This window comes from Pseudomonas sp. TE3728 (assembly GCF_056279145.1).
In genome coordinates this window covers 6,658,146-6,669,811 of sequence record NZ_JBWBQT010000001.1, presented here as the reverse complement: position 1 = coordinate 6,669,811, position 11,666 = coordinate 6,658,146, and the positions used below count along the sequence as shown (strand labels likewise).

At 59.5% G+C, this 11,666-nt stretch carries 11 protein-coding genes and 1 pseudogene; 4 read left to right on the top strand and 8 right to left on the bottom strand.

Annotated elements, in window-relative coordinates; all coding sequences use genetic code 11:
- Positions 1-53 precede the first annotated feature (53 nt).
- From fnr to ACZ89R_RS29675, 3 genes are all read left to right on the top strand, one after another.
- Positions 54-800: a fumarate/nitrate reduction transcriptional regulator Fnr gene (gene fnr, locus ACZ89R_RS29685; protein WP_429547246.1), complete on the top strand. Its 747-nt coding sequence runs from the start codon at positions 54-56 to the stop codon at positions 798-800.
- A gap of 33 nt (positions 801-833) precedes the next feature.
- A complete protein-coding gene (locus tag ACZ89R_RS29680) occupies positions 834-1,817 on the top strand; it encodes a zinc-dependent alcohol dehydrogenase family protein (RefSeq protein WP_429547247.1) in 984 nt (327 codons plus the stop codon).
- Positions 1,818-1,972: 155 nt separating this feature from the next.
- Entirely contained in the window at positions 1,973-3,781 is a 1,809-nt protein-coding gene (locus ACZ89R_RS29675; RefSeq protein ID WP_429547248.1) for a DAHL domain-containing protein, read from the top strand.
- Between the two features lie 58 nt (positions 3,782-3,839).
- On the opposite strand, the gene ACZ89R_RS29670 is transcribed toward ACZ89R_RS29675, so the two are convergent.
- Positions 3,840-4,658 carry an aldo/keto reductase gene (locus ACZ89R_RS29670; RefSeq protein WP_123493992.1) on the bottom strand — a complete coding sequence of 273 codons (819 nt, stop codon included), beginning with the start codon at positions 4,656-4,658 and terminating at the stop codon, positions 3,840-3,842.
- A gap of 122 nt (positions 4,659-4,780) precedes the next feature.
- Positions 4,781-6,064 carry an NTP/NDP exchange transporter gene (locus tag ACZ89R_RS29665; protein WP_429547249.1) on the bottom strand — a complete coding sequence of 428 codons (1,284 nt, stop codon included), beginning with the start codon at positions 6,062-6,064 and terminating at the stop codon, positions 4,781-4,783.
- A gap of 122 nt (positions 6,065-6,186) precedes the next feature.
- On the opposite strand from ACZ89R_RS29665, the gene ACZ89R_RS29660 reads away from it, so the two are divergent.
- Positions 6,187-6,975 carry an alpha/beta hydrolase gene (locus ACZ89R_RS29660; protein ID WP_429547250.1) on the top strand — a complete coding sequence of 263 codons (789 nt, stop codon included), beginning with the start codon at positions 6,187-6,189 and terminating at the stop codon, positions 6,973-6,975.
- A 1-nt stretch (position 6,976) separates the two neighbouring features.
- Here ACZ89R_RS29660 and ACZ89R_RS29655 read toward each other — a convergent pair whose 3' ends face one another.
- From ACZ89R_RS29655 to ACZ89R_RS29630, 6 genes and pseudogenes are all read right to left on the bottom strand, one after another.
- A complete protein-coding gene (locus tag ACZ89R_RS29655; protein WP_429547251.1) occupies positions 6,977-7,489 on the bottom strand; it encodes a DUF6644 family protein in 513 nt (170 codons plus the stop codon).
- Complete coding sequence (locus tag ACZ89R_RS29650; RefSeq protein WP_007895167.1) at positions 7,489-7,839, bottom strand: DUF6152 family protein; 351 nt, start codon at positions 7,837-7,839, stop codon at positions 7,489-7,491. Before ACZ89R_RS29650 ends, ACZ89R_RS29655 begins: the two co-directional genes overlap by 1 nt.
- Positions 7,840-7,910: 71 nt before the next feature.
- Entirely contained in the window at positions 7,911-8,231 is a 321-nt protein-coding gene (locus ACZ89R_RS29645; protein WP_429547252.1) for a hypothetical protein, read from the bottom strand.
- A gap of 450 nt (positions 8,232-8,681) precedes the next feature.
- Positions 8,682-9,016 (bottom strand): annotated as a pseudogene (locus ACZ89R_RS29640) (DUF1016 N-terminal domain-containing protein); the annotation flags it as partial.
- A 210-nt stretch (positions 9,017-9,226) separates the two neighbouring features.
- Positions 9,227-10,042, bottom strand: a complete 816-nt coding sequence (locus tag ACZ89R_RS29635) for a YfaP family protein (protein ID WP_429547253.1) — start codon at positions 10,040-10,042, stop codon at positions 9,227-9,229.
- 3 nt (positions 10,043-10,045) lie between these two features.
- Positions 10,046-11,665, bottom strand: coding sequence for a DUF2300 domain-containing protein (locus ACZ89R_RS29630; RefSeq protein ID WP_429547254.1), 1,620 nt, complete (start codon positions 11,663-11,665; stop codon positions 10,046-10,048).
- Between the last annotated feature and the right edge of the window lies 1 nt (position 11,666).

Sequence of the window (11,666 nt, the reverse complement as noted above, 5' to 3'; positions counted from 1 at the left end):
ATTGAAGTTGCGATCCAAACTATCCTTTACCCACTATCAGGGGGCTACAAGCGATGCCCGAAACCCGACCCTACCCACATCATTATCTGAAGGCCGCGTGCTCCAACTGCAGCGTCCTGGAGTTATGCCTGCCGATCGGCTTGACCGGCCAGGAGGTCGAGCGGCTGGATACCCTGATCGTTCAGCGGGTAAAGGTGAAAAAAGGTGCCGCCCTGTACCGGGCCGGTGATCCGTTGCGCTCGCTGTATGCGGTACGCATTGGTGCATTCAAGACCAGCATGCTGTCGGTCGATGGCCGCGAGCAGGTGACCGGTTTTCAGATACCCGGCGAGATGCTCGGTCTGGACGCCATCAGCGACGATCGGCACGCCTGCAGCGCCTTTGCCATGGAAGACAGCGAAGTCTGCCCCCTGCACTACGCACAACTGGAGAAACTCGCCCAGGAGTTGCCCTCACTGCAACACAACATGAACAAGCTCCTGAGCCGGGAGATCGTGCGTGATCACAGCATGCTCATGATGATGGGTAACATGAACTCCGATGAACGCCTGGCAGCCTTCCTGCTGAACCTGTCGCAACGGCTGAGCATTCGCGGGTACTCGTCCAGAGACTTCGTGCTGAAGATGCGCCGTGAAGAGATCGGCTCGTATCTGGGCCTGCGCCTGGAAACCATCTGTCGGGGCATCGCTCATCTACGGGATCAGGGGGTGGTCGAGATTTCCGGGCGTAATGTCAAAGTCCTGAATCTGGAGGGGCTCAAGCAATTGGTCGTCGGCTGTCACCAGCAGTCGCCCCCCTGACGCCCCAGGTGCATCGGCTTTTGGAGAATCGTCATGCGCGCGATGGTTTTGCATGCCCCCGGCCAGCCGCTGCAACGGGAGGAGCGTGCCAACCCGATACCCGACGCACACCAACTGTTAATCAAAGTCCTGGCCTGTGGCGTGTGCCGCACCGACCTGCATCTGGTGGATGGTGAATTGCCGCAAGCAGTGCTGCCGCGGGTGCCGGGCCATGAAATCGTCGGTGAAGTGACGGCGGTGGGTGCCAACGTCGCGCCCGACTGGGTCGGTAAGCGCGTCGGCGTTCCCTGGCTCGGCTGGACGTGCGGTGAGTGCACATTCTGCCGCTCGGGCCGGGAGAACCTCTGCGATCGCGCCCGGTTCACCGGCTGTCACCTGGATGGCGGTTATGCCGAGTACACCGTTGCCGACGCCCATTTCTGTTTTCCCATCCCGGACGCGCTCTCGGCCGCCGAAGCCGCACCGCTGCTGTGTGCCGGGCTGATCGGTTTTCGCGCCTTGCAAATGGCCAAAGGGGCGCGTCATCTGGGTCTTTATGGCTTCGGCGCGGCGGCGCATCTGGCGATTCAGGTGGCACGGGGCCGGGGGCAGCAGGTGTATGCCTTCACCCGACCGGGCGATAGCGAGGGCCAGGCCTATGCCCGAACCCTGGGCGCCGAATGGGCAGGTCCCTCGGATCAACCGCCGCCGCACCCGCTCGACGCCAGCCTGATCTTCGCCCCCGTCGGTGCGCTGGTGCCACTGGCGCTGGAAGCCACCGTCAAGGGCGGCTGTGTAATTTGCGCGGGCATCCACATGAGCGACATCCCCAGCTTCCCCTATCGCCTGCTGTGGGGCGAACGCAGCATCCGTTCAGTGGCAAACCTGACCCGCGAGGACGGCACGGCGTTTTTTGCAGAGCTGCGTCATACGCCCGTGCACAGCAATGTCACCTGTTTCGCCCTGGACGATGCCAATCAGGCACTGGCCAGCCTGCGGGCCGGTCAGGTCAAAGGCGCGATTGTGCTCATCCCCTGATAGGTGATTTCTGTTTTTTTCAACGGTATCCGCCAACAACGCTAGGCTTACAAACAATGTGGTGATCATCGCCATTTTGCAGGGAGCGCAAAAATGGAATTCATTAACCGTTGGCAAGACCTCTCCCTCAGGATGGCCCAGAGAGGAATGCCGCAATGAAGCTTTCCAATCATTACAAATGGACTGCCTTGGGCGCCATTGCGCTGACCCTTTTCAGCGTACTGGTATTTTTGCTGATCAAATCCTTCTCGTACGATACGTCGACCTACTTCGAGTCGCGCGACTTCGTTCGCCAACTCAAGCAGTTCGATGCCAACTGGAACGTGAAGGTTCTGAGAGCAAAAATCGGCATGAACAACAACCTGCTTCTGGTGGCGCACCCTGAAGCAGAGCAGCGATGGGAGCAGCTCGACAACCTCAACGCTACCAGCCCGCTTTCGACCCTTTGGCAATCTCGACGCCAGGGTTATCTGGATGCGGTGGAAAACAAAACCCGCCTGGTCGAGCAATTCAAACAGCACAACACGGTATTGCGAACTTCACTGGATGCCCTGCCTGAACAGGAAGATGACATTCAGGCATTACTGGACAATAACAACAACCAGGATTTGACCGCCGCCTCAAAGGTATTCGATCTCACGCTGGCAACCCTTGAATACGCCCTCTATGTATCCCGTAACAAAGCCGACGAGATCGCCCATCAACTGAACGAACTCAACGAATACATCGATCAACTGCCACTTGATCGGCGCCAGCCTTTTACTGCATTTGTCGAGCATGTAAACGCCATCGTTCGAGAGCAGCCCATCGTCAATGATCTGCTTGACCGCATCAGTGTGATTCCGGTCGCACAGCAACTGGACAGCATCAACGAATTATTGAACGAGACACAACGGCGCACCGGCGCAACAGACCGCCAATATCACCTTTATCTCGGAATATGCGCCGGCATCATGGCGCTGCTGTTGTTGTATCTGGCCGGCCGCCTGATTCGCAGTTATGCCCTGATCAACAAAATGAACAGTGAGTTGCAAACGGCAAACGAGCGACTGGAACAACGCGTCGAGGAACGCACCCGCGAGTTGATTGAAGCCGAGCGCGAACTGGTCGATGCCGCGCGAATGGCCGGCATGGCGGAGATCGCGACCAATGTGCTGCACAACGTCGGTAATGTGCTGAACAGCGTAAACGTCTCGGCAGATGTGATCACCCGCAAATTGGCGGTCAGTAAAACCCTGGGCCTGGGTAAAGCGGTCAACATGATGAACGAGCATGCCGAAGACCTGGGGCAGTTCATGACCTTCGATGAAAAAGGCAAACTGCTTCGCGGTTACCTCAATCAACTGGTCGACTCCATCGCGACCGAGCAATCGAGCATCGTTGACGAACTGTCACAACTCACCAAAAGCATCGATCACATCAAGGACATCGTTTCCACTCAACAGGCCTATGCCGGTGCCGCCAGGCTGGTCGAGCCGTTGAACGTCGTCGATCTGTTCGAGGATGCGTTACGCATGAATTCCGGCGCGTTAAGCCGGCACCATGTCGTCGTCACCAAGGACTACCAGGACACGCCGACGATCATCGGCGACAAACACCGACTGCTGTTGATCCTGATCAACCTGATCAGCAATGCCAAATATGCAATGTCCAAGATCAGCGACCGTCAGCGCCAGATGACGCTGGGCGTCAAGATTGTCGATAACACAACGCTGCGCCTCAGCGTAGAGGATCAGGGCGAAGGGATCGCTGCCGAGAACATCACCCGCATCTTTAATCACGGCTTCACCACGCGCAAGGAAGGCCACGGTTTTGGCCTGCACAGTTGTGCGCTCGCAGCGGTGGAGATGAACGGGCACCTTCGCGTGCATAGCGATGGACCGGGCCACGGAGCGGTTTTCACCCTGGAGATACCGCTGGAGACAGCGCATGCATTGCCGACCGCTGGAATGTCAGTCAGTTAAGCGCAGAACCTGTGGGAGCGGGCTTGACTGACTGGCATTAATCGCCCCACCAACGCGACTACCCCACCAAGGCCATCAACTGTTGACGCTGCGCATCCGTGAGCATCGGGCCAAAACCGGCACCGGCGTTTTCCGCCATGTAGCGCGGGTTGCTGGTGCCGGGGATGACACAGGTCACCGCCGGATGAGCCAGCAGGAACTTGAGCGCCAATTGCGCCCAGCTAATGACCCCCACTTGCGCGGCCCATCCCGGCAGCGGTTTGCCTTTCAAACGCGCGAGCAAACCGCCGCCGCCGAAAGGTCGATTGCAGATCACCGCCACGCCGCGCTCACGGCACAGCGGCAGGATTCGCTTCTCGACACCGCGGTCGTCCAGGGCATAGTTGATCTGCAAAAAGTCCATCGGCTCGGCTTTCAATACCGCTTCCACCTCGTCATACGCCGACGCGGTGTAATGGGTGATGCCGATGTAGCGGATGCGCCCTTCTGCCTTCCATTGGCGCAGGGTGGGCAGGTGGGTTTTCCAGTCCAGCAGGTTGTGAATCTGCATCAGATCGATACGGTCGGTCTGCAACAGCTTGAACGACTGTTCCATCTGCGCGATGCCTTCTTCGCGACCCTGGGTCCAGACCTTGGTGGCCAGAAACGCAGGCGAACGAGGCCGATGGATCGACAGCAATTCACCGGTCGTCTGCTCGGCGCGACCATACATCGGCGAGCTGTCAATCACCGTCCCGCCCTTCTCGAACAACGCGATGAGCACGGCGGGCAATTGCTTGTAGGCGGCGTCGGAAGGCGCGACATCAAAGCCGCGATAGGTGCCCAACCCGACCATGGGTAACGGCTCGTTGCTGGAAGGAATGGCTCGGGTCAGCATGTTCTTGCCTCCTGTTTCCGTCGACGGCGCCGATGCAGCAAAGGCCGGATCGAAGGTGAAGACCGCCGAAACACCGGCAGCCAGCGTGAGTAGTCTTCTACGCGTGAAGACAGCAGGATCGGTCATGGAATTCCCCCTGGCTGTTCATTCATGGTCGCCCTTTGCTCTTGTCGTCTGGCCAGCCACAGACATAACCAGCCCCACAGCCCGGCAAACGGCACAATCACCACCGCCACCAGCCCAAACCCCGCACCCAGTGCCGTCAACCCGGCGGAGAGCCAGCCACTGGCGGCATCGCCGCCGCGATACACCAGGGTTTCGATCACATTCTTGGCCTTGTACTTTTCCTCGCGGCTCACCACCGTCCACAGCACTTCTCGCGCCGGACGCACGATGGCGAACTCGACGGCGCGGCGCAGCCCTTGCGCCAGCGCGACGGATGCCGGCACGGGCGCCAGGGCCATGGCGCTAAACGCCACAATCGTCGCCAACGGCAACGCCACCAACGCCCCGCCGATACCAATCAGACGGATCAATGGCGCGGTCAGCAGCAGTTGAAACAGCAACGTCAGCGCCGACACGATCAAATCAACGACGGCGAAGAATTGCGTCCTGCTGGCCACATCAGCATAGCTGCCAGCCACAATCCGTCCCTGTTCGAAATACAGCAAGGTTGCGGCACTGGTGTGCAACAACATGAACAGCACCAGCCCCATCAGATAGGGCGAGCGCAGGATCAGTGTGATCCCGGCCAGCATGCTGCCGCCCATGCGCCGCTCATCCTGCCAGCGACTGCCAGACTGCGACGCTGTGCGCGACAACAGCGCCCGATAGCAACGCACCGCACATTCCAGCAGCACGGCCGCCGCGACGGTCAACGCCACCGGCCCAAGATTTGTGGCCATGGTCGCGGCCAGCAACGGCCCGATGAACGTGCCCAGGGTGCCACCCGCCGCGATAAAGCCGAACAGCCGCCGCCCTTGCTCGCTGGAAAAGCGGTCGACCAGCACGCTCCAGAAAATCGAAACGATGAACAGGTTGTAGATGCTGATCCAGACGAAAAACACCCGCCCTACTGTCACCGGCGCAATGCGCTGAGCGATCAACACGCCAAACACCAGCATCGACAAGGCAATCAAGCGGTAGATCAACGGCACGAAGCGCATGGCAGGCAGCCGCGAAACCAGCGCGCCGAACAGCGGCACCATTAGCAGCATCACCACGAAAGTGGCGGTGAACAGCCACTGCAACTTGTCGGCACCGCCCTCCAGGCCCAAGGCATCGCGCAAGGGTCGCACCAGGTAATAACTGGCAAGCACGCAGAAATGGAAGGCGAAACCCAACATCAGGGCCGTTCGTTCGGACGGCAGAACCTTGACCCATTTCAGCGTATCGCTGGCCGTCATGGGACGGCGCCCGGATACAAGCGTCGAATCTTGGACATCGGTGCGCTCCCCGTACCGCAACTATCGATGTACTACACTCTGACAGCGCTCAAGCGATAGCCGTCGTCAGGCCAGAGCAGTCCATGTCGTCCACTAAACTTAGCCGAATGTCGCGCCCCCTGATGTCTCTCTTCGCATTCGTTGCCGTTGCGTACCTGGTGCTCTGCGCGGCGCTGTTCGTCTTTCAGCGCGCCCTGATCTACTACCCGCAACCCCGCGCGATCGACGCGCCCGAAACGCTGCTGACGCTGCAAGTCGCCGATGCTCAAGTGCTGGTGACCGTCAGGCCGCACGACGGTCCGAAGGCGTTGATCTACTTTGGTGGCAATGCCGAGGACGTTTCCCGCAGCCTGCCCGATTTTTCCCAGGCCTTTGCGGATCATGCGATCTACTTGCTGCATTACCGAGGCTACGGTGGCAGTTCCGGATCGCCGTCCGAGGAGGCGATTCAGCAAGATGCCATGACCTTGTTCGACATGGTCTACAACACCCATCCCACTATCGCCGTGGTCGGGCGCAGCCTGGGTTCGGGCGTCGCCGTGCGTCTCGCCAGCCAGCGCCCGGCTTCGCGGCTGATCCTGATCACACCCTACAACAGCCTTGAAGACCTCGCCGCCCGCCAGTTCCGCTGGTTCCCGGTGAAGTGGCTGCTTCAGGACAGGTTCGAATCCTGGAGATACGCCGCTCATATCACCGTACCGACGCTGTTGATTGCCGCCGAGCACGACGAAGTCATACCGCGCTCAAGCACGGACGAGCTCTACACCCATTTCACCAAGGGCGTGGCCACGCTGCAGGTGATACCGGGCACGGGCCACAACTCGATATCCGAGAGCCCGCTGTATCTCCAGTTGCTGGGTTCAGCGTTGTGAGTCAGGTATAGGCCAACAGTCGGCCGCACAGCACCACGGTGACCCATAACCCCATCGAAAGCGCTGCCTGCACTTTGGCCATTGCAGGTGCCGCAATGTCTGTATTCCATTGGGTGACTGAACGGTAAACACCGACGTGAAAAAGGGCTGCGTTGAGGCCCGCCGTCGCGATCAGGCACAACTTTAAAATGAAAATATTGTTGGTGGCGAAGTCATGGGGATGGGCTGTAAACATCATCAGGCCAGCCGGTACGATCAATATCAGGGCAGCGACGGACCATCTCAGCAGATGGCGAGCCAGCGCCGTCACCGGAATATCTTTGGACAGGCCAAGCACCCGCAGATCGAACATGAAAACCGAGCCGACCAGCACCACGAAGCCAATGATATGAACCACCTCGACTATCGGGTAAAGCCACAACTCACTGCGCATGGCCAGCCCGAGTCGCGAGTCATCCAACCAGTCCAGCCAGCTATCCGGACCTGTCCCCGCGCGGGCACTTGTGGTGTCCATCAGCGCAACTCGGTGGTTTTATCGCCGATGGTGATGCGCTCTGCTCGCAGTTCATCGGGCTTGTTTCGATTCGGATAGCCGACCACGGTAGCCGTCGTGCCGACATTCAGCATGTCCTTGGACAGCCCACGGTTCTCCATGCGCGAGGGTGGTGCCAGAACGATGATCCACGTCTTGTCGGCTGTTTTGAGCCGCAAGAGCCCGTGCGGATGGGAATAACCGGATTCCTCGATGGTTCCGTTGAGCTGCATGGAGTTGCTGGAGTCGTATTCACTCCAGCCGTGATGAGCAAACGCCGCAGTGGCCACCAGTAGCGATGACAGTCCGATGCTTCTTAGCAAGACTTTCATGATGCGGTTCTCCTGTTGCAGTCATTGATTAGCGTCAGTCGTGTCGAGAACAGCAGTGCCCGAACAACCGATCAATCGTCGCCGTCGCATTTGACCTCTTTCTTGTACTCATCCCGCTTGGCTTCGATCTTGACCTTGCAGCCACGCTCCCGGTACTCGTCTTTCCACTCGCCACGACGCCAATTGGCGCCGCGGCCGTTTGGGCATTTGATTTCTTCCTTGTATTCATCGTTTTTGGATTCGACCTTTACCTTGCATGGCCCGTCCCAGTATTCGTCCTTCCACTCGCCACCCTCGCGCCCGCCTCGCCAATGATCCGCTGACGCCGGCGTCAAGATGACTGAACTCATCGCAGCCACCATCCACATGCCCAGCATGGATCTCGCGCTCATTTCACTTCCTCTGCAATTAAAGACGATATGCCTGCTGCTGATACGACAACGCTTTGCGGCAGGTTTCTCCTATGGCGAGACGAAACCGTGGGCTGATCGTCGGAAACGAAACGCCTTATCTACGTTGATCACTGGGTTCTGAACGAAATTTCCAGCAGGATTCTGTGGGTTTTTGGATGGCCGGCCCCATCACGAGCAGGCTCGCTCCCACAAGGGATTTGCTGTGAACCCATTTTTTGCAATCGCCGCAGATCAAGTGTGGGAGCGAGCCTGCTCGCGATGAGGCCCGCAAGAACACCCTCAAACATAACCGCGGTTTACTCGTCAGCATTCAGCGCATAAAACTCATGCAACTTGGCCTGCAACAGTTTCTTGTCAGGCAGCTGAGTCTGATATTCCGCAATCAATGCTGGCGAAAGCGAATGGTTCAGGGCGTACTCGACGACTTCGGTTTTGGGTCCAGGGCAATTGTGACAGCAGTGATGTCACAATTGCGTCGTCCTTGTAGGTCTCGTAAAACTGAAGCATGCGGAACAGATTTCGCTGCGTGAAACCACGCAATCCCGGCTGAGTACACGCGAGGTGAGTAGCCAATTGAGCGACCACTGCATCCCCCCGCTCCGCCGCTTCGATCTTCCGGTGATGTAAGCCCCGACCTGCCAATGCAGTTCAATCAACTCGGTATTAACTGCCTGCACCGCTCGCTGCCGGGCAGTGATGATCAGTTGCGTGATTTCGTTAAAGCTTGTATCAACGGACCGCGCAGTAGCGCTGAGGTCATTCACGTGAAGGCGTTCCTGTTTAGTAGGCGACGCTCTCTAGTACTCCTTACCTTGAAACAATAAAAATCACGAAGTGTTTCGGCGTGAAACAGTGTCACTTGATTACGGAATTGGTCAGCAGCCTGCTGACCAATTCTGCCGGCCTCACTCAGGCAGTTGGGCAGCAGCCTGCTGCCCAACTCAAAAGTCTCAGCACTGCTGCGACTATTTCACTCACGGATAGCTAAACCCCTTAACCAACGTCAACTCCCCCACCGCCCGCATCGGCACCAGGAACGTTTCCATCTTCTCATTCGGCGTCCCCTCCTCCGTAATCACCGTAATCTGCGCCGTGGTCAGCGGCTGGACCGCATCCTCCTGCCCCTCCTCATCACTGCGATACCCACCCCCGTAGTAGTTCACGTACACCAGGTATTGGCCCTTGATCGGCGCTGGCATGGCGAAAATTTCCGGGCCGTAGCCGGTGGTGACGTCGACGTCGAGTGCGCCGCCGTTGTCCGCGACGCGGTTGCCATACCAGATGTGGCCGCCGTCAGGCGTGACGAGGTGCAGGTCAAGGTCGGTGCCGTCGCTGTCCCAGCCCAGCAATACGCGCAACTTGGCCGGGGTAGCGCCGCCGCTGGTGTTGAGGAACTGCGTGCGATGGCGTTGTTGGCCGTCGGGGCTGCGGACTTCAACGCTGTTGCTGCCGTTGGGGAATGAGAACGGGCGATCATAGCGGCCGGCGGGGTCGATTTTCAGCGGCATGCTGACGCCGTTGACGATCAGCTTGCCGGGCTCATTGCCCTTGGGCGCGGATTTGATTTGGCCGGTGATGCGAGCGGTATTGGCCTGCCCCACCGGTGTGTTGACCGAGGACGCCGGGTAATTAACCGTCTGACGAAAGTTTTCGCCTTCGCCTTGCGGCGCGCCGGTGCGCCAGCCGCCGACAGGGGTGTCGAGTTTGACCGCGCTATCGGCGGCGAACGTGCTCGGCCATGCGCAAAAGGAACAAAGGAACAGGAGGACCTGTGGGTAACGGAGTTTCATGGCCTATTCCAGCAAGAGGTGGCGGGCGAGCCCTTCGATGTAGGTTTCATCCTGGCCGTTGGGGTGTGCTTCGAAGGCCAGGTGCAGGTATTCGTGAGTCAGGTCGAGGCGGTCTTGCAGCGACAGCACGCCGCGCACGTAAATGCGCTGGCGTTCGCGATCGACAAAAGGACGGCCGAAGGCCAGGCGGCAGACGGCGAAAGTGTTGACTTCGTTGTAGCCAACTTCGCTTTCCAGCCGTGGTCGCCAGCCTCGACGTTGTTTTTGCAGCCAGTCTTGCGCGGCGGGCAATGCGTCGCAGGAAGCGACGGGATTGTCCCAGCGGCTGAGGCTGGCGCGCGGGTAAGCGTGCAGCAGGATGGCGTCGTAGCGTTGACCGGCATTGGCCTGTTCGACGGCTTGCAGCCAGGAGAGCTTGTCCGGGCCCGGTTGATCGGAGTGATAGGTGACGTTGCTGCCGGCGAGGACCAGGTCGCTGGTCCACGCGGCGATGCTGCGTGATTCGGTCGCGGCCGGGCGTGGGGCGACGCGCTGTCGGCTGCTGCTGTCGTCGATGCTCAGGCAGTCGCCGTTGCGGGTGGCGTTTTGCAGCAGGTAGGTGCGGATCGCGACGCTCAGGGCTTTGGCGGCTTCGGCAGGTTCCGGTCTGGCTTCGCGCTGCAGGACGCGGGCGACGTACTCTTCGCGGTCCAGGCGGGCGACGAGTTTGTCCTTGAGCAGGAACAACTCGCCGTCGCTATGGATATCGAGTTGATTGCCATTGGCGAACTCGACGCGATAGTCGCCTTGCAAGGGCCCGGGCGCTAACACGCGATCCCCCGACAGCACGCGTTTCAGCGGATAACGCGCGAACAGGCCGACCTCGACGCACTTCCCCGCCTCGGCGGGCCATGACGAGGGCAACACCGTTGCCAACGCCGGACCATAAGCGCGCAAGACCATTTGACTGGTGCCGCGCCCACCGGCCCAGATCGGTGTGCCGTCCGCCGTCCAGCCAGCGAACCCGCCCTGACGCGATGAAGGATCCTGATCCCCCAACCAACTCCAGGTTTTCACCCGCAACCGGCCGCCAAGCTCACCGACGACATTGCCGTCAGCCGCATTCAGCACCACATCAAGCAACACCCGCCGCGCCTGATCCTGCGCCGGCATCACGGCCAATACCTTTAGCAACTCAGACACCGAAACCCGGGTCTGCGGTTGCAACGACGGCAAGTCCAACAGCCACTTCGGCGCTTGTCTCGCCTGCCAATACTCGCGCCATTCAGCGCCGGCAATGCCCAAGCGCGCAGGCTCGAAATACAACCCGCAAGACTTCACCAACGCCTGATCGCGTTCAATCCTGCCGCCCGCCGTGCAGCAGTACACTTCTTCCTTCGATTGCCCGCGACACTCATATGCCGGTTCCCGCGCGCCGGTGTCCACCAGCCAGCCGTAGACAAACAGCTTCCACAAACTGCCCAGAGGGGTTTGCAGATCAGCAGGCAATGGCTCACGCGAGATCACCTGAATCTGGCTCAACGAAAGCAATTCATCCTTGAAGCCCAGTCGCAACGGTTCGTCCTGCGCTGTCGCCAGCGCAGGCATCAAACACAACAACCACCAGACCAGACGCCGGGTCATC

Excerpts from the sequence above, each read along its gene's own strand:
- ACZ89R_RS29670 (WP_123493992.1), bottom strand. The coding sequence starts at position 4,658 with ATGCTGACCCGAGCCATTCCTTCCAGCAACGAGCCGTTACCCATGGTC.
- ACZ89R_RS29630 (WP_429547254.1), bottom strand. The coding sequence starts at position 11,665 with ATGACCCGGCGTCTGGTCTGGTGGTTGTTGTGTTTGATGCCTGCGCTG.
- ACZ89R_RS29660 (WP_429547250.1), top strand. The coding sequence starts at position 6,187 with ATGTCGTCCACTAAACTTAGCCGAATGTCGCGCCCCCTGATGTCTCTC.
- ACZ89R_RS29665 (WP_429547249.1), bottom strand. The coding sequence starts at position 6,064 with ATGACGGCCAGCGATACGCTGAAATGGGTCAAGGTTCTGCCGTCCGAA.
- ACZ89R_RS29645 (WP_429547252.1), bottom strand. The coding sequence starts at position 8,231 with ATGAGCGCGAGATCCATGCTGGGCATGTGGATGGTGGCTGCGATGAGT.
- ACZ89R_RS29680 (WP_429547247.1), top strand. The coding sequence starts at position 834 with ATGCGCGCGATGGTTTTGCATGCCCCCGGCCAGCCGCTGCAACGGGAG.
- ACZ89R_RS29635 (WP_429547253.1), bottom strand. The coding sequence starts at position 10,042 with ATGAAACTCCGTTACCCACAGGTCCTCCTGTTCCTTTGTTCCTTTTGC.
- fnr (WP_429547246.1), top strand. The coding sequence starts at position 54 with ATGCCCGAAACCCGACCCTACCCACATCATTATCTGAAGGCCGCGTGC.
- ACZ89R_RS29675 (WP_429547248.1), top strand. The coding sequence starts at position 1,973 with ATGAAGCTTTCCAATCATTACAAATGGACTGCCTTGGGCGCCATTGCG.
- ACZ89R_RS29650 (WP_007895167.1), bottom strand. The coding sequence starts at position 7,839 with ATGAAAGTCTTGCTAAGAAGCATCGGACTGTCATCGCTACTGGTGGCC.
- ACZ89R_RS29655 (WP_429547251.1), bottom strand. The coding sequence starts at position 7,489 with ATGGACACCACAAGTGCCCGCGCGGGGACAGGTCCGGATAGCTGGCTG.